The organism is Burkholderia vietnamiensis LMG 10929 (assembly GCF_000959445.1).
GTDB lineage: Bacteria > Pseudomonadota > Gammaproteobacteria > Burkholderiales > Burkholderiaceae > Burkholderia > Burkholderia vietnamiensis.
In genome coordinates this window covers 428077-444958 of record NZ_CP009632.1, presented here as the reverse complement: position 1 = coordinate 444958, position 16882 = coordinate 428077, and the positions used below count along the sequence as shown (strand labels likewise).

The window sequence follows — 16882 nt, the reverse complement described above, 5'->3', positions numbered from 1 at the left end:
CATGACGCGCCGGTTCGCGGCCCTCGCGGCCGTTGCGGCGTGGGCGGCGTTCGCGATGCCGGGCGCCGCCGATGCAAATTGCGTCGACGATGTCGCGTCGGCGCGGCTGATCGGCTCGGGCCGCTTCTGCGTGTTCGCGATCTGTCTGTACGACGCGCAGCTGTGGGCGCGTCGCGCGCCCGGCGCGTTCGACACGCCGTTCGCGTTGTCGCTGGCCTATCGCCACGACGTGACGGGCGAGCGGCTCGTAGCGACCGGCATGGATGAAATCGAGCGCCTCGCGGCAGCGCCGCTGCCCGCCGCGACGCGCGACGCCTGGCGACGCGACATCGCCCGCGCGTTCACCGACGTGTCGCGCGGCGACGTGCTCTGCGGCGTGTATCTGCCCGAGCGCGGCGCACGCTTCTATACGAACGGTCGCCTCACCGCGGAAGTGGCCGATCCGGCGTTCGCGCGCGCGTTCTTCGAGATCTGGCTCGATCCGCGCACACGCGCGACGTCGTTGCGCCGCCAGTTGCTCGGCGACGATGCGCGCTGATTCGGCCGGCGGGCGCGGCCGGCCGAATACCGCACGCGGCCGCGTTGCCGCGTGATCGAACTTCGTGAGGATCGCTTTCAACGCGTCGTTCGCCATGGTCGACAAGATTCACTTGCCTCGAAAAACGTGTGCCGCCTGTGGGTTGCCTTTCAGCTGGAGAAAGAAGTGGAAGGCAGTGTGGGAGGACGTCCGATATTGCTCGGATCGCTGCCGGCGAAACCGGCGATCGACCGGGAGGGGGAAGTCGGTCGGTTCGCGCGATTGAGGTCGCGCTGGCTCGTCGCGCATAGCGCCGGGCCAATCAGGGATGAACCTCGTCGCGCGGTTGAGCGCTGTTGGCCCATGCGCGCCGTGCGTTCTCCACGGTTGACGCAAGTCGAAAGAGCTGCACGCCGGCTGTCCCCGTCGGTGTCCGGTCGAGATGGGCCAGCAGCAGGAGGTCGAGCGCATCACTGCGGCTGGATGAATCGAATTTGAGCTATTGACTCATCTATCTGAGTCATATCTTGAGTCAGACGCCCAACACACCCCCATCCCATTGGCTCGCATCCGTATGAATCGCATCGTTTTGCGTAGATTCATCACGAATAGCGACTCATAATTCCGCTTCAATAGACGCGAAATTGAAGCACATTCGGCTCGATAGTCCATATTACACGCATAATTTCACACGAATACCCCACACCGCAGAGGCAATGACACACTAAATTCGCATTTTCACAACTCTTGACTCGCTTTTCTGCTTCACATTCCCGAAAATTTGCATACAATCGAGCCGTGACGCAGGTATCGACCCAAGGGAGGCCCCGTGCCAACACGCAACGACCACATCAAGCTGAGCCGTCTCGCCATCCGTGCGGCCGCGGGCCGGATGCGTGCGGCCGCCGCCACCGCGCGCGCGCGCTCGCACCGTCCCGCCGCGAACGCCGACGAACCCGCTTCGCGCCAGCGGCTCGCGGCGCTGACGCGCGGGGAACGCCGTCGTCGCCCGCAACCACAGGCGATCGACCGATGCGCGCGCGCCGAAGCGACGTTCGTCCGCACTGACGGAACGACGCTCGCCGAAGCCGACCTCGGTACGCCCGCCTATCCGACGCTGCTGGTGATGGGCGACCTGTTCGCCGCCGACATGCCGGTCGCGCCGGCCGCGCCGCCCGGATTGCGCATAAGCGAGCGCGCCGAGTCGGTGTTCCAGGCGCTGCGGCATCCGGAGCTATTCGTCGATTCATTCGTCGCGCACGTCACGTGGCTGCACAGCGACGTTGCGCAGCTCCTCGTGTCGCTGGCGCACGGGCGTCGCGTCCGTGCGGCCGCGGTCGTCTACGAATACGGCAGCGTGCGCGCCGTCGAGCTGCTGCGTGTCGCCGGCTTCGATCTGTTCCGTGCGGCCGACGGTCAGGTCGACCGTCAGTTCGTGCTGGCGAAACTGAAACGCGCGGTCGCCGCCACGTTCGCGCCGGAACGAACCGACAGCGAACCGGAGTTGCCGCGCATGCGGCATCGCGACGACACGACGCCTGCCGCGCGACACCGCACATCGCACGCACGCCGCCGTCGCGAGCGCGCGGGCCGGCCCGGTCGGCAGGCACGCGCGCGCGTTCGCACCTGAGCCACGCGCGGCCGATACCTCTTCGGGCACGCACGGCATCGCACCGGATCACGATCTGCCGCACCACCATCCAACCTCGAGAAACGAACCGAAATGGGAAATGTAATCGACGCGCCCGAGCACACGTTGACCGCGATCGACGAGGGCATTCCTCTGTCGCAACTGATTCGTCGTCGGCTCGAACATGCGGGCGCGCGCTTTCATGCGAACGACAACATCGCCGCGCACCTGCGCGACGGCGAGCTCGACGCGCTGCAGAGCGAAGTCGCACAGCGGATGGAAGCGGTGCTGCGCTCGCTCGTCATCGACGTCGATCACGACCACAACACGCGCGACACCGCGCGGCGCGTCGCGAAGATGTTCGTCCGCGAAGTGTTTGCAGGCCGTTACGAGGCACCGCCGCCCGTCACCGAGTTCCCCAACGTCGAGCGGCTGGACGAACTGCTGATCGTCGGCCCGCTGCGCGTACGCAGCGCGTGTTCGCATCATCTCTGCCCGATCATGGGGCGGATATGGATCGGCGTGCTGCCGAGCGCCACGTCGAATCTGATCGGCTTGTCGAAGTATGGCCGGCTCGTGAACTGGGTCATGGCGCGCCCGCAGATTCAGGAGGAGGCGGTCAAGCAGATCGCCGACCTGCTCGAACGGCGCATCGCGCCCGACGGGCTTGCCGTCGTGCTCGAAGCCGACCACTTCTGCATGCACTGGCGCGGCACCAAGGACGACCAAGCGAAGATGACCAACAGCGTGATGCGCGGCAAGTTCCTCGCGGACGCGTCGCTTCGCCGCGAGTTCCTTGCCCTTCTGTCCGGCAAGGACGCGTAGGCCGGCACGGAACCACGCGCAATGAATCCACCGGCACGGTGTTCACTCATGATCGGCGTCCGCTCGCACCGCGACGCGCAAAAGCAGGAAGCTCACAGCATGCGGAGTTGCAGATGAACTGTTCGCACGAGTCACTCCGCCCGTCGTCGGCGCACGGGCGCGCGAAGCCGCTCCATTCGGCCAGACAGCAACGCCGCGGCGCCGCTCATTCCCAGTCGTATGCGGCAGGCGCCGACGCGTTCGCCGACGACACGGCGCAGCGCGAGCCGGACGAGCAAGCCGTCTGGCACGCGGCGCTCGACAGCCTGCTGTGTCGCGTCGCCGCCGGCGACGAGCAGGCGTTCGCGCAGCTGTACCGATTGACGTCGGCACGGCTGTACGGCCTGATCGTGCGGATGATACGTGACCGCCATGAAGCGGAAGATCTGCTTCAGGAGGTGTTCACGACGGCATGGCGGCGCGCCGGTGCGTTCGACGCCGAACGCGGCACCGCGATGACATGGCTGCTGACGCTCGCCCGCAATCGAACCATCGATCGGCTCCGGCAGCACCGTGACGCGCCGCTCGACGAAGAGCAGGCGCTGCTGATACCGGACGAAGGCCCGACGCCCGACGCGGGCGCTCAGGCAAGCCAGGAACGCCAGCGCCTGGAGCGCGGGCTCGCCCATCTCGGCGAGCGACAAGCCTACGTGCTGCGTGAAGCGTTTCACGGCGGCGCGTCGTATGCCGAGCTGGCCGAGCGCATGCAGGTTCCGCTCGGCACGATGAAGAGCTGGATTCGCCGCAGCCTGCTGCGGCTCAGGATTTACCTCGAGCAATGAGCCAGCCCGGTCGCAGAAGTTCGACGTCGAGTGCCGATGCCCATGCGGCACGCGTTGCGGCGATCTCCCGACGTACGGGGTTGCCACGATGAATCACATGCCGCCGTTTTCCGACTCATCGGCACATATCGCGATCGTCGGCGCCGGGATAGCGGGGCTGGCCTGCGCGCGCGTGCTGGCCGACGCGGGTCACCGCGTGACCGTCTACGAAAAGAGCCGCGGTGTCGGCGGACGCATGAGTACGCGCCGTACCGCGCTCTGGCAAGCCGATCACGGTGCGCCGTATTTCACCGCGCAACATCCGGCGTTCGTCGCCGAAGTAGCGCGCTGGGTGGCAAGTGGAGCAGCAGCCCCGTGGGAGGCGCGCGTGGCGTCGATCGGCTCGCTCGGCCCGCGCGCGTTGCTCGCGCCTGCGCTGCGGTACGTCGGCGTGCCGGGCATGTCGGCGCCGGCGCGGCGTCTGTCGGCCGGCATTCGAACGCTCTGCGAAACGACGATCGTCGAGTTGATTCGCGACGGAGATTGCTGGCGCGCGACGTCGGCCGAGCACGGCGTACTGGACGCGCACCACGACGCCGTGATCGTCGCCGTCCCCGCGCCGCAGGCCGTGCCGCTTCTGCGGCATGCGGAGCCGAGTCTTGCCGTCATCGCACAGCGCAGCGAGATGCGCGCGACGTGGACGGTGATGGCGCAGTGTCGCGGGCTGCCGGACCCCGGCTTCGACGCGGCCTTCGTCAACTCCGGGCCGCTCGGCTGGATCGCCAACGACACGTCCAAGCCCGGGCGCGCCGGCATCGACACGTGGGTACTGCATGCAACGCCCGACTGGAGTCACGCTCATCTGGAAGCGCGGGCCGAATGGGTGACCGACGCATTGTTGGCGGCGTTTCGGGACATCACGGGCGCGGGCGCCGAGTCGGCGACTGCCCATCGGTGGCGCTATGCGGAGCCGGCCGTTGCCACGGCCTCGACGCACGGCCGCTTTGCATGGCGGACGACGGCCGGCGTCGGACTGTGCGGGGACTGGCTGGGCGGCGGCAAGGTCGAAGGTGCATGGTTGAGCGGCAGCGGGCTCGGCGGCGCCGTGGTCGACGCGTTGGGCACACGGAGGTCGCGCCTTGAGACACCCCGGTCCGATCGTTGATCGATTCGTGAACGTCGGAGGGTGAGGCGCGCGCCAATTCCGCGATGCTCTCTGCTACTTAACGCATGCGGCGAGCGATCGCGCGGCGCCGCGGCAGTGCTCGACATGCGACACGGGCGCAACACACGGCGCCCGCGCACTTCGGCATTTCGACGCAAGCGGCGCTCCCCATCCGCCGCCCCTTCATACGCCCCGACCACAACCCGCCCTACAGCGACTCGATATCCCGCACCACGCCCTCCGCCTGCGCGCGGATCGCATCGAGCGCCTCGTCGTCGAAACGCGCGAGTTGCCGATAGACCATCGACAGCCGGTGGTTGTGTTGCAGCGCGCTGCGATGCCGGTCGAAAAAATCCCAGTACAGCGCATTGAACGGGCACGCGTGCTCGCCCGTGCGCGCACGATGGTCGTACGCGCAGCCCTTGCAGTAGTTGCTCATCCGGTTGATGTACGCGGCGCTGGAAACGTACGGCTTGGTCGCCATCGCGCCGCCATCCGCGTACTGGCTCATGCCGAGCGTGTTCGGCAGCTCGACCCATTCGAACGCATCGATGTAGACGCCGAGATACCACTGATGCACCTGACGCGGCTCGAGCCCGGCCAGCAGCGCAAAGTTGCCGATCACCATCAGTCGCTGGATATGGTGCGCATGCGCAGCGTCGAGCGATTGCGTCAGTGCATGCGCCATGCACGCCATGCGCGTGCTGCCGTTCCAGAACCAATGCGGCAACGCGCGCCGATGGCCGAACGCATTGCTGTCGGCGTAACCCGGCATGCGCGCCCAGTACACGCCGCGCACGAACTCGCGCCAGCCGAGAATCTGCCGGATGAACCCTTCGACCGCGGCCAGCGGCGCGGCGCCGGTGCGATACGCATGCTCCGCGCGCTCGACGACTTCGCGCGGATTCAACATCTTCACGTTGAGGGCGAACGACAGCATCGAGTGGAACAGGCGTCGCGCGTCGCGGTGCATCGCATCCTGAAAGCGTCCGAAGAAAGGCAGCCCATGCCGGATGAAGGACTCGAGGCACGCGAGCGCCTCGCTGCGATCGACCGGCCAGCGGAAGTCGTCGGCGGACGGCGCGCCGAAGCTGCGCACGCCGGCGGCCACGATCCGGCTCCACAGCGCGCGATGGTCGTGACGCGGACGCCAGTCGGGCGGCTCGGCAGGCGTACCGGACCACGCCTCGCGGTTTTCGGCATCGTAGTTCCATTGCCCGCCTGCGGGACGCCCTTGTGCGTCGAGCAACACGCGATGGCGTACGCGCATGCTTCGATAGAAGCGGTCCATGACCCACGTGCGGCTGTTGCCGAACAGGCTCGCGACTTCGTCGCGCGTCGTGTAGAAATGGTTCGTATCGAGCACTTGCACCGGCACGCGCGCCGACGCCGCATAAGCCTGCAGTTGCCGGTCGACGCGCCACTCGTCGGGCAGCAGATACTCGATGCGATGTGCGCCGTAGCGGTCGGCCAGCATGTCGAGGTTCGCCGCAATGGCCTGGCGATTGAGTGGATCGTCGATCTCGATGTAGTGGACGACGTGCCCCGCCTCGCGCAGCAACTCGGCGAAGCGGCGCATCGCCGCAAACACCGCAATGAGCTTCTGCGCGTGATGGAGCACGTAGTCGGTCTCCTGCCGAATCTCCATCAGCGCGTACACGATGTCGGGCTGGACCTCGGCGAACCAGGGGTGATGCGGGTCGAGCTGGTCGCCTAGAACGAGCCTCAAGGTGGTCATGGGATGCTTTGCGATCGCTTGTCGTTCATGAGGTGTCGAGGCGGGCGCATCGCGACGCCGGATGCGTCACGATCCTTCACTTACAACTTCGCGCACAACGCCCGCCGCACCGATACATTCTAGCCGCGCATGCGCTTCACGAACCATCTTTCCGACCAAAATTACGTACATTGAATCACTTTCCTGCTTCAAATTTCCGGCAAACTGCGTAAAATCCTGATACATCAGCCATCGACTTCAGGAGAGCACCGATGTCCGCTCGCAAGGATCGCGATACGCCGCACCGCTATCGCAGCGGCGAGGCCGCGCGCCTGGCACGCATGCCAGCAGCCACGCTGAGGATTTGGGAGCGGCGCTATGGCGTGGTTGCGCCGCCGAAGACGCCGTCCGGGCAGCGGATGTACTCGGACGACGACGTGCAGCGGATTCGTTTGCTGAAAGCCCTCGTCAATCAGGGTCACGCGATCGGCTCAATCGCGAGCCTGAGCCGCGACGAACTCGAGGCGTTGTCGTTGACCGATACACGCGGCGCGGCGCTGCCCGAAACGGGCGTGAGCCTAGCCGTCGTCGGCGCGCTGCCGATCTCGGCGTCCGCTATCGAGCGCATGGGCATCCATATCGCGGCGCGCATCGAATCGATCGACGAAGCGAGCCGGCACACCGGTACGTCCGCCGATGCGCTGATCGCGACGACCACGTCGCTTCATGAAGACGTCGTGTCACAACTGGCCAGCGCGGCGCAAGCGCTCAATGCACATGCGGTGGCCGTCATATACGGGTTCGGCACGGCGGAGGCCGTCGAGCTGGCGCGGCTGTCCGGGTTCGAGCTGTTCCGCTCGACGGAAGGCCAGACCAACTCCGCGTCGATCATTTCGAAACTCGCCCAGGCGGTCGTCAAGGCGCGACAGGCGAACGACACCGAGCGCGGGCTGTGGCTGCGCACGCAGCGCCGCTTCGACGAAGCGACGCTCGCGTCGCTGAGCGGCTTGTCGACGACGGTCAAATGCGAATGCCCGCGCCATCTGTCCGAACTGATCATGCAGCTCAGCGCGTTCGAGCGCTACAGCGACGAATGCGTGTCGCGCTCGCCCGCCGATGCGCTGCTGCACCGCCATCTCGGCGACGCGGCGAATCGGGCCGCCGAATTGCTCGAAACGGCACTCTCCGTCATCCTGCGCGAAGAAGGGCTGGACGCGGCCGCGCAAGCGCCGAAGTCGGTCTAGGGCGGCAATCGCCAGCCAGCGGTTGGGTTGCGTTGTGGCGTAGCGCGTCGTCGACGCGCGATGCGCGGCGACGAGCGCGCCCGTTCCATTTCACCACCGCTCACTGCGCCGAAACCGCCGACGCGACCGTCGCAGCGCGCGGCTTTGCGTCGCCGCTCGCGACTCCGGCGTTCGACACGCCGCCCGCGCGCTCGACGAATGCCGACAGATCGTCCAGCACCGACGCCGCGCGTCTGAGCGGCGCGCCCAGCACGCCGACCAGCGCGGCATGGCTCAGATGCCGGTAGCGCGTGACCACCACGCTATCGCCGGCGTTCTGCAACGCCCGCGCGAATCGATCGGTGTTGCCGGGCTCGACCACCGTATCGTTCTCGGCGACGGCCAACCACATCGGCGGCTCGCTGCCCCGCACGAAGCGGATCGGCTGGCTCGCTGCACGCTGGTCGTCGGGGAAGATCCGTTCGAGCGTCGCATCGCGCAGCGGCAGGAAATCGTATGGGCCGGCCAGCCCGATCACGCCCGCGATCTCGCTGCTGCGCATCTCGCTCGCGGCCAGATAGCGGCCGTCGGTGGCGAGCAGCGCGGCGATTTGTGCGCCGGCGGAATGCCCCATCAGGAACACGCGCCGCGGGTCGCCGCCGAACGCAGCCGCGTGCCCGCGCGCCCATGCGACCGCACGGGCCGCGTCGTCGATGAAGCCGGGAAAGGTGGTGGCCGGATAGGTGCGGTAGTCGGGCACCACGGCGACAAAGCCGCGCGACGCCAGCGCCTCGCCGACGAACAGATAGTCGTTGCGCTTGCCCGACTGCCAGCTTCCCCCGTAAAAGAACACGACGACGGGCGCGCCGGCATTCGGCTCGGTCGGCCAGTCGCGCGCCACGCGCGCCGGCAAGTAGACGTCGAGCACTTGGCGCTCGCCGGGCCCGTAGGGGATATCGGCGAAAAGGCGGAAGGTGTTGGTCGGCGTCAATGCATTCAGAAGCCGCAGCGGACTGTGCGCGGCCAGCAAAGCGGCTGCGACCAGCACGGACAGCACGGCGAGCGCGACCTTGAGGTTCATGCAAATCTCCAATTGTGACCACGCGGGTCGCACACCCGCGTATACGTAGTCAGGGCGCAGGCGGATGCAGGCGCGCGTTCCGCTCGTGTCGGCACGAGATGCATCCGTTCGCCGCGCACCGCCGTATACACATGAACCAACGAACGGAGCCCGCATGCCCGCCATCGCTCCCGATGAAGCCATCGTCCGCGAATCGCCCTATTTCTTCGGCGCTGCTCGGCTGCGCCCGCGAAGGACGTATTACGTTGCGCGCCGTGTCGAGATGCGACGTGTGCATCGCTGTGGCCACGGACGAGGTGGGCGCTCATCCTGCCGGCGGCGATCGCGATCGCAGCGCGTTGGGACGGCGTGACCGCGCCGGTCATCGCGGGCAATGGACGGCCGCGACATGAATAACGCGGCCATCGTTCGGATACGTCGCGCGGCTCGGCCCCATCCCGTTCACACCATGCAACCGCAACTCTTCACGACACACTCATGACCCGCTCCGACCTTCCGCACGAAGCTCGCCCCGTCGTCGTATGGTTCCGCGACGACCAACGGCTGGCCGACAACCCCGCGCTGACGCATGCGCTCGACACCGGGCACCCGGTCGTTTGCGTGTATGTGCACGACGCCGCGCCGAAACACGGTCGTGCGATGGGCGGCGCGCAGCGCTGGTGGCTCCATGAATCGCTGAGCAAACTCGACGACGCGCTCGCGGCGCATGGCGGCTCGCTGATTCTGCTGCGCGGCAACGAGCATGAAGCGATCACCGGTTTCGCCGCAGCGATCGGCGCGGCGATGGTCGTCTGGAACCGGCGTTACGCGAAGGCGCAGACCGGCACCGATGCGTCGATCAAGAGAGACTTGATCGACCGCGGGATCGCCGTGTCGACGTTCAACGGGCACCTGCTGCGCGAACCGTGGACGGTGACCACGCGCGAAGGCCTGCCGTTCCAGGTCTTCAGCGCGTACTGGAGAGCCGCTCGGCGCGACGATTTTTTCCCGCCGGTTCCGCTGCCGGCGCCGTCGCACATCCGGTTTTTTCCGGTTCCAGCCCACGCGACGCCACACGTCTGCACGCTTCGCGAGCTCGAGCTGCAGCCGTCGGCTCCCGACTGGGCCGGCGGGCTGCGTGAGACCTGGCAGTGCGGCGAGCAAGCCGCCAGCGATCAACTCGAAGCATTCCTGGAGAATTCGCTGTCCGACTATCCGACGCTGCGCGATTTTCCGGCCGCTCGCGCGACGAGCCGGCTGTCGCCGTATCTGCGCTTCGGCAACATATCGGTTCGGCAGGTTTGGTACGCGACGCTGTCGGCGGCCGATGCAATGCGAAGTGCGCGCATCGTGCGCGGCGTCGACTCAAAGGACGGGCCGTTGAGCAAGTTCCTCAGCGAAATCGGCTGGCGAGAATTCTCGTACCACCTCCTGTATCACTTCGCGCCGCTTCATCAGGTCAATTTCCGCCGGCAGTTCGATTCGATGCCGTGGCGCGACGACGCGAAGTCACTGCGCAAGTGGCAGACGGGCCGCACGGGCTACCCGCTCGTCGATGCCGGCATGCGCGAGCTGTGGCATACCGGCTGGATGCACAACCGCGTGCGCATGGTGGCGGCGTCGTTTCTGTCGAAACACTTGCTGATCGACTGGCGACAGGGCGAAGCATGGTTCTGGGATACGCTGGTCGATGCCGACGAGGCGAGCAATCCCGCGAGCTGGCAGTGGGTGTCGGGCAGCGGCGCCGACGCGGCGCCGTATTTCCGCATCTTCAATCCGGTTCTGCAGGCGCAGAAGTTCGATCCGCACGGCGACTACACGCGTCGCTGGGTGCCCGAGCTCGCGCAGCTTTCCGCAGACACCGTCCACGCGCCATGGGCCGCGTCGCGCGAGCAGTTGCAACGCGCGTCCGTCACGCTCGGGCGAAGCTATCCGATGCCGATCGTCGATCATCAGTGCGCGCGTGCACGCGCGCTGGAATCGGTGAAGCGGCTCGATTCGGAAAGCCATGCGTAGCATGGTCGTAGCGGCGGTGGATTGCGGTATGAACGCGGACGCCACGTAGCGCGTTGCGCGCCGCATCGTTCAGAAGAACTTCGACACCCACCGCGGCGCGGACGCGCGATCGAACACCACGTGCAGTTCCGGGCTGAACGATCCCAGTTCGAGCCCGTGCTCCGTCGCCAGCAGCGTGAGCGCCGCGCTCGTGTAGAACGAAATATGTCCGTTGCGCGGCACGCAGTACCACCACTGCTCGATGCCGCGCGCGCGAATCTCCGGCGTGATCAGCGAGGTCTGAAACAGCAGCGCGCCCGCGACGCCGCGATAGCGGACGATGTCGGCGAACAGGCGTCGCGGCTGCGGATGATGCTCGAACACCTCGAACGACAGCACCGCGTCGAACGTGCCGTGCGGCGCGACAGCCTGGCTGAACGGATCGTACGACGTGACGTCGCCGAACCCGCGCGCCGACAACTTGCGCTCGAGCAGCCCCAACCCCGAACCGAAATCGAGAATGCGGCCGTCGCGCATTTCCGGGAAGCTCGTGCAGATCAGGTCGGCATGCTGTTGCGGGCGATGCTCGAGATACTCGGGATCATGGCGCACGTAGTCGTCGTTGTAGACATGACGCGCGAAGTCGTCGTGCGTCCAATGGTCGAACGCCGGCGTGCACGTGAAGCCGCATTGCCGGCATGCGTAGTAGTAGATCGGCACACCGACGAACGGATCGACCTTGTTCCCCGCGATCATGTCGGCGCCGCAACGCGAGATATCGACCACGCCGCAGATGTCGGCTTCGGCAGCGCACACCTTGCATGCGATCGTCGTCGGATAGTGGGTGATGTCTTCGAACATGTTTCGGTCTCCCCGGGATCTTCGAGCGCGCTGCCGACAGCCGCGATGGCCGTCGAATCGGCAAGCTCGGTCATGCGTTTCGCCGAATCGAGCGGCCGACGCGCGAGCGTATTGTCGGGCCGAAGCCGCGCGCCGTCGAGTGTCGCGCGCATATGACGTCACGGCGCATCGGCGCTTTGTTAAATAGCGTGAGTCGCCGGCAACCGGCCGGAAAATTGCCTTAACATCGCGGCCACACGATCGACCACGGTCGTCGCCCGCTCGCCGCGATCGCTTTCTCATGTGACCCGAAGCGGGTGCGCAATTCCTTCGAACGGACCGACGCTCATGTTCCAAGCACCGGGAGACTCCTTCGTCGGCGGATCGCTGCTCGGCCTGTGCGTCGAGGTGCCGCTCGCCGCCGTCGTATCGCTGCTGATGCACGGCGTCAACTGGAACGCCGCTCGCATCGCGCTGCTGGTCGCGACACCGGTGCTGATCGCGTGCGCGTTGCTGCTCGCGCGCCCGCTCGTCTTCAGCACGGTATGGAAGCACAAGCGCTCGCCGTTCGAACTCGACGACAACGTGCACGCATCGATCTACGGCCGGCTGACCGGCATCGCGATCGGCGTGGTGTTCGGCATCATGATCGCGACCACGTTTTCGTAAGGGGATACGCGCGGCGTGGATGCCTGCATGTATTCAAGCCTAGGAGCCGAACTCGCCGTCGAATTCGACGCCTTGAAGATCAGTTCGAACGGCGCCTGATCGCCGGAGCGGTCCAGCCGATCGGCACTTGCGCCGCGCCGCTAAGGCTGCCCCGCGCCGCCCGACGCGCCATAGATCTGCCCCGTCACATAGCTCGCACGCGACGACGCCAGTTCGACATAGATCGACGCGAGTTCCGCCGGCTGCCCCGGCCGACCCATCGGCACCTGCTGGCCAAACGTCTCGACGTTCTTCTCGGTCTGGCCGCCGCTCACCTGCAGCGGCGTCCAGAACGGCCCCGGCGCGACGCCGTTCACGCGAATCCCGCGCTGGATCATCTGCTTCGCGAGCCCTTTCGTGAAGTTGGCGATCGCGGCCTTCGTCATCGCGTAGTCGAGCAGGTTCGCCGACGGATCGTACGCATTCACCGAGGTCGTGTTGACGATCGCCGAACCGGGCGGCATGTGCGGAATCGCGGCGCGCGTGATCCAGAACAGCGCATATAAATTGGTGCGCAGCGTCCAGTCGAACTGCTCGGTGCTGATGTCGAGGATCGAATCGTGGCTCTGCTGACGCGCCGCATTGTTCACGAGAATATCGAGCCCGCCCAAGCCTGCGACCGCCTGTTCGACGAGCTTGCCACACGCCGCTTCGGTGCGGATGTCGACGGGCAGCGGCACTGCCTTGCGGCCCGCACTGCGAATGTATTGCACCACCTCGCGCGCATCGGGCTCCTCGTCCGGCAGATAGGCGATCGCGACGTCCGCGCCCTCGCGCGCGAACGCGATCGCGGCGGCACGGCCGATCCCGGAGTCGCCGCCGGTAATCAGCGCCTTGCGGCCGTCGAGCCGGCCGCTGCCGCGGTAGCTGCGCTCACCGTGATCGGGCCGCGGCGTCATGCGCCCGGCGAGGCCCGGCCACGGCTGGTGCTGCTGCGGAAACGGCGCGTGCGGATACAGCGTGCGCGGGTCGTGCGGCGCGGTGTCGCCGACATCGGTCGCGCCGGCATTCTGCGCGACGGCCGGAATCGCGACGCTCGCGACCAGGCTGGCCGTCGTGCCCTGCATCCACTTGCGGCGCGATTCGGATACTTCGTCTGATGACATGGTGGGCTCCGGTGCGAGATCTACACGAATAGCGATGGATGCCGAAGTGCGCCGAGCCGCGGCTGCGGTGCGGCGCGTGCAACGCAACTGGCCATTACAGCGGGCGCGGCCGGTCGCCTGCGTCGTCGGGCGCGTCGTGCCCGTCGGGCCAGGGCTTGTCGGACGGATCGCGGGCGGCGGTCTGACGCGGATCGTCGGGCACGACCTTGCGCGCCTGATCGCCCGGAATCGAATCGAGCTCGCCGCCGCCGGGCGCGTGGCCTGGCGGCCGCGCCGGTTCGGCCTGCGTGCCGCCGTGCGGTTCCGGCGTGCGGGCCAGGCCGCGTGCGTCGCGATCGTTCGGTATGCTGGATTGGGTCATGGCTTTCTCCCGTGTGCGGATGGGCAGGCGCAACGCCGCTGCGGCGGTGCAGAACGCGCTCGAATCGCGGGCGCGCGGCGGCGTGCGACGACACCCGCCTTCAGCAAGCGCCATGCCGTCATGCGGCCGCGCAACATCCGTATCCATCCGACCATTGCACTGCAGAATTTACAAACGCAGCGCCGCCCGGCACCGCGCGCGCCCGCATGGCGGCGCGGCGACGCCCGCCGCACGGGAATCCGGGCGCGGCACGCAGTTTGCTCAGGCCGGCCGGGATAGGCCGGCCGTACCGGTTCGCCGGCTGCCTGCGGCGTCGTGGTGTCGTGAGATATGAAATCTGCCTCTACCCTGCTGAAATCCGCGCCGATGCGCACCGACCACTTCGTTCAGTTCTACGACTCCGACGAGCAGCTCGTGTCGGAAGTCGCATCGTTCTCGGCCGACGCGCTGCGCGACGGCGGCAGCGCGATCGTGATTGCACGGCCCGAGCGGCTGGCGGCCGTCTACGCGCGGCTCGGCACGCTCGAGCGAGCGAACGGCAGTGCGGCGCGCGACCGCGTCTTCATGTCGAGCGCGCAAGCACTGCTCGACAGCTGCATGGACGGCGGCCTGCCCGACCCCGCGCGCTTTCGCCGCTCGATCGGCACCATCGTCGAAGCGGCCGTGCGCGCGGGCCGGCCGGTACACGCGTTCGGCGAAATGGTCGCGCTGCTGTGCGCGCAGCATCGCTACGCGGGTGCGCTGCGGCTCGAAGCGCTATGGAACGAGTTAATCGAGCGATACCGCTTCTCGCTGTACTGCGGCTATCCGCACGACGCGTTTCCGGGCGCCGAGCAGTCGGAGATGTTCCGCCACGTGTGTGCGCTGCACCGGCGCATCCTGCCTTCGGCGTCGCTGCGCAGCGACGAGAACCAGCTGCATCTGACGCTCGCGCTGTCCCAGCAACGGGCGCGCGCGCTCACCGACGAGATCCGCCGCCGCGAGGATGCCGAGCAGCAACGCAACGGCGTGCTGATGCATGCGCCGCTGCCGATCGCGCTGCTGTCGGGCGCCGCGCATCGGATCGTGCTCGCGAATCACCGCTTCTCCGCGCTGTGCGGCCGAACCGACATCGTCGGCCGGCCGCTGACGTCGGTGCTGCCCGGCGGCGACACCGCGGCGATCGCGCGCGCGCTGGAAGCGGCGCGCGTGCAGGGGCGCTCGACGACGATCGGCGAGCACCACGACCGGCCCGATACCGACGATACCGACGCGGACGGCGCGCGCGTGTACCGGCTGCACTTCAATCCGCAACCGCTGGCGGACGGGCTCGGCGTGATCGTCAGCGCCGTCGAGGTGACGGAACACGTCGCGGCGCGCGAGAAGCTGGTCGCGGCCAACGCCGAGCGCGACCGGCTGCTCGGCGAGCTGCGCGACGCGAACCAGGCGAAGGACCAGTTTCTCGCGGTGCTCGGCCACGAGCTGCGCAACCCGTTGACGCCGATCTCGCTCGCGCTGGAGCTGATCCGCAATCGCGACGGCCAGGCCACGCCGAACGAGATTGCGATCATCCAGCGCCAGCTGGACCACATGGTCCGGCTGATCGACGATCTGCTCGATGTGTCGCGCATCACGCGCGGCAAGATCACGCTGAAGAAGGAAGCGGTGCGGCTCGCGGACATCGTCGACCGCGCGGTCGAGGTCGCGAGCCCGCTGCTCGAGCAGCGCCGCCACCGTCTGCACGTCGACACGGACCCCGAGGCGCGCTGCCACGGCGACCCCGTGCGCCTGTCGCAGGTCGTCGCGAACCTGCTGACAAACGCGGCGAAATACACGCTGCCGGGCGGCGACATCGCGGTGCACGCGCAACGCGGTGCGGACGGCAGCACGCTGATCGAAGTGCACGACAACGGCGCGGGCATTCCGCCCGACCGCCTTCAGAGCATCTTCGAACCGTTCTACCGGATCGACGGCGACAACAAGCAGGCGCACGGCGGCCTCGGCATCGGCCTCGCGCTGGTGCGCAGCCTCGTGAACCTGCATGGCGGCACCGTGCGCGCGGACAGCGCCGGGCCCGGCCGCGGCAGCACGTTCACGATCGTGCTGCCGGAATTCCGGCCGCGCGTCGGCGCCGCGGCCGCGCCGCAAGCGGAGCCCGGCATCCGCGTGGCCGCACCCGGCAGCGGCCGGCGCGTCATGCTCGTCGACGACAACGAGGACGCCGCATCGACGCTCGCGCAGTGGTTGCGCGACGCCGGGCACGAGGTCGCGGTCGTGCACGACCCGGTGACGGCGCTCGCCGCGTATCGCGCGTATCGTCCGGACGTCGCGATCCTCGATATCGGTTTGCCGGTGATGGACGGCTACGAACTGCTGCTGCGGCTGAAGGCGATCAACGAAGTCCCGCCGTGCATCTTTCTCGCGCTGACCGGCTATGGTCGCCACTCGGATCGCGAGCGCTGTCTCGCGACCGGATTCGCCGAGCATTTCGTGAAACCGGTCGACCCGGCCGCGCTGCATCTCGCGATGAGCCGCACCGGCGCGCAAGGCGGGACGCCCAACCACGACGGTCCGCAAGCCGGGCGCTAAGCCGCGGCACGGTCGATGCTTGAGATCGGCATGCCAGCCGCGCCGGCACCCTTGCGACCGAGGAGAACGATGATGAGCGACCCGAACGATCTGACACCCGACGACGACGAGCAAGGCGGCCATGCCGGCAAGCCGGGCCATCCGCAGCCCGAGCGTCGGAACGATCTGCCCGAGCTTCCCGATCCGACTGAAGTCGGGGAGGATGGGTGAGCGCGTCGATCGCGACGTAATGGAGGCGGCGCGGAGCCGGGCGTGCGCTGGTGAATGCGTGCTGGTGCTGCGCGGCGACTGCCGATGCTTCCGCAGCCGCCGCGCTTCTTCGAGTTCGTGCCCCCGCGCACGGCGGCGCCAGTGACGGCCACCGCCG

17 protein-coding genes are annotated in these 16882 nt (G+C 67.6%); 11 read left to right on the top strand and 6 right to left on the bottom strand.

Annotated features, from left to right (window positions below):
* Window position 1: 1 nt before the first annotated feature.
* From AK36_RS26845 to AK36_RS26825, 6 genes are all read left to right on the top strand, one after another.
* Window positions 2–538 carry a chalcone isomerase family protein gene (locus tag AK36_RS26845; protein ID WP_011880038.1) on the top strand — a complete coding sequence of 179 codons (537 nt, stop codon included), beginning with the start codon at window positions 2–4 and terminating at the stop codon, window positions 536–538.
* Between the two features lie 94 nt (window positions 539–632).
* Window positions 633–803, top strand: coding sequence for a DUF2256 domain-containing protein (locus tag AK36_RS34680; protein WP_080484387.1), 171 nt, complete (start codon window positions 633–635; stop codon window positions 801–803).
* 543 nt (window positions 804–1346) lie between these two features.
* The gene (locus tag AK36_RS26840) at window positions 1347–2147 is read left to right on the top strand and encodes a hypothetical protein (RefSeq protein ID WP_045579631.1); all 801 of its coding nucleotides are present in this window, start codon (window positions 1347–1349) and stop codon (window positions 2145–2147) included.
* Between the two features lie 93 nt (window positions 2148–2240).
* The gene (gene folE, locus AK36_RS26835; protein WP_011880035.1) at window positions 2241–2972 is read left to right on the top strand and encodes a GTP cyclohydrolase I; all 732 of its coding nucleotides are present in this window, start codon (window positions 2241–2243) and stop codon (window positions 2970–2972) included.
* Window positions 2973–3085: 113 nt separating this feature from the next.
* Window positions 3086–3793 carry a sigma-70 family RNA polymerase sigma factor gene (locus AK36_RS26830; RefSeq protein ID WP_045579630.1) on the top strand — a complete coding sequence of 236 codons (708 nt, stop codon included), beginning with the start codon at window positions 3086–3088 and terminating at the stop codon, window positions 3791–3793.
* Between the two features lie 97 nt (window positions 3794–3890).
* Window positions 3891–4937, top strand: coding sequence for an NAD(P)/FAD-dependent oxidoreductase (locus AK36_RS26825; protein WP_106919373.1), 1047 nt, complete (start codon window positions 3891–3893; stop codon window positions 4935–4937).
* Window positions 4938–5145: 208 nt separating this feature from the next.
* Here AK36_RS26825 and AK36_RS26820 read toward each other — a convergent pair whose 3' ends face one another.
* Both AK36_RS26820 and AK36_RS33745 read right to left on the bottom strand, forming a co-directional pair.
* Window positions 5146–6675 carry a cryptochrome/photolyase family protein gene (locus AK36_RS26820; RefSeq protein ID WP_011880032.1) on the bottom strand — a complete coding sequence of 510 codons (1530 nt, stop codon included), beginning with the start codon at window positions 6673–6675 and terminating at the stop codon, window positions 5146–5148.
* 66 nt (window positions 6676–6741) lie between these two features.
* Window positions 6742–6900, bottom strand: a complete 159-nt coding sequence (locus AK36_RS33745; protein WP_155625036.1) for a hypothetical protein — start codon at window positions 6898–6900, stop codon at window positions 6742–6744.
* A gap of 26 nt (window positions 6901–6926) precedes the next feature.
* Between AK36_RS33745 and AK36_RS26815 the strand changes: the two genes are divergently transcribed.
* Window positions 6927–7898 carry a MerR family transcriptional regulator gene (locus AK36_RS26815; protein WP_011880031.1) on the top strand — a complete coding sequence of 324 codons (972 nt, stop codon included), beginning with the start codon at window positions 6927–6929 and terminating at the stop codon, window positions 7896–7898.
* A 100-nt stretch (window positions 7899–7998) separates the two neighbouring features.
* Here AK36_RS26815 and AK36_RS26810 read toward each other — a convergent pair whose 3' ends face one another.
* A complete protein-coding gene (locus AK36_RS26810) occupies window positions 7999–8958 on the bottom strand; it encodes an alpha/beta hydrolase (RefSeq protein ID WP_043292622.1) in 960 nt (319 codons plus the stop codon).
* Between the two features lie 477 nt (window positions 8959–9435).
* On the opposite strand from AK36_RS26810, the gene AK36_RS26805 reads away from it, so the two are divergent.
* Window positions 9436–10953 carry a cryptochrome/photolyase family protein gene (locus AK36_RS26805; protein ID WP_011880029.1) on the top strand — a complete coding sequence of 506 codons (1518 nt, stop codon included), beginning with the start codon at window positions 9436–9438 and terminating at the stop codon, window positions 10951–10953.
* A 69-nt stretch (window positions 10954–11022) separates the two neighbouring features.
* Here the strand turns inward: AK36_RS26805 and AK36_RS26800 are convergent, their stop codons facing one another.
* Window positions 11023–11793: a class I SAM-dependent methyltransferase gene (locus AK36_RS26800; protein ID WP_011880028.1), complete on the bottom strand. Its 771-nt coding sequence runs from the start codon at window positions 11791–11793 to the stop codon at window positions 11023–11025.
* Between the two features lie 327 nt (window positions 11794–12120).
* On the opposite strand from AK36_RS26800, the gene AK36_RS26795 reads away from it, so the two are divergent.
* Window positions 12121–12441, top strand: a complete 321-nt coding sequence (locus AK36_RS26795) for a hypothetical protein (protein WP_011880027.1) — start codon at window positions 12121–12123, stop codon at window positions 12439–12441.
* 140 nt (window positions 12442–12581) lie between these two features.
* Here the strand turns inward: AK36_RS26795 and AK36_RS26790 are convergent, their stop codons facing one another.
* Both AK36_RS26790 and AK36_RS26785 read right to left on the bottom strand, forming a co-directional pair.
* Complete coding sequence (locus AK36_RS26790; RefSeq protein ID WP_011880026.1) at window positions 12582–13586, bottom strand: SDR family oxidoreductase; 1005 nt, start codon at window positions 13584–13586, stop codon at window positions 12582–12584.
* 94 nt (window positions 13587–13680) lie between these two features.
* The gene (locus tag AK36_RS26785; protein WP_011880025.1) at window positions 13681–13947 is read right to left on the bottom strand and encodes a hypothetical protein; all 267 of its coding nucleotides are present in this window, start codon (window positions 13945–13947) and stop codon (window positions 13681–13683) included.
* Between the two features lie 366 nt (window positions 13948–14313).
* Here AK36_RS26785 and AK36_RS26780 point away from each other — a divergent pair, with 366 nt between their 5' ends.
* Both AK36_RS26780 and AK36_RS34040 read left to right on the top strand, forming a co-directional pair.
* Window positions 14314–16515 carry a hybrid sensor histidine kinase/response regulator gene (locus tag AK36_RS26780; RefSeq protein WP_045579628.1) on the top strand — a complete coding sequence of 734 codons (2202 nt, stop codon included), beginning with the start codon at window positions 14314–14316 and terminating at the stop codon, window positions 16513–16515.
* Window positions 16516–16587: 72 nt separating this feature from the next.
* The gene (locus AK36_RS34040) at window positions 16588–16725 is read left to right on the top strand and encodes a hypothetical protein (protein ID WP_164716093.1); all 138 of its coding nucleotides are present in this window, start codon (window positions 16588–16590) and stop codon (window positions 16723–16725) included.
* Window positions 16726–16882 lie beyond the last annotated feature (157 nt).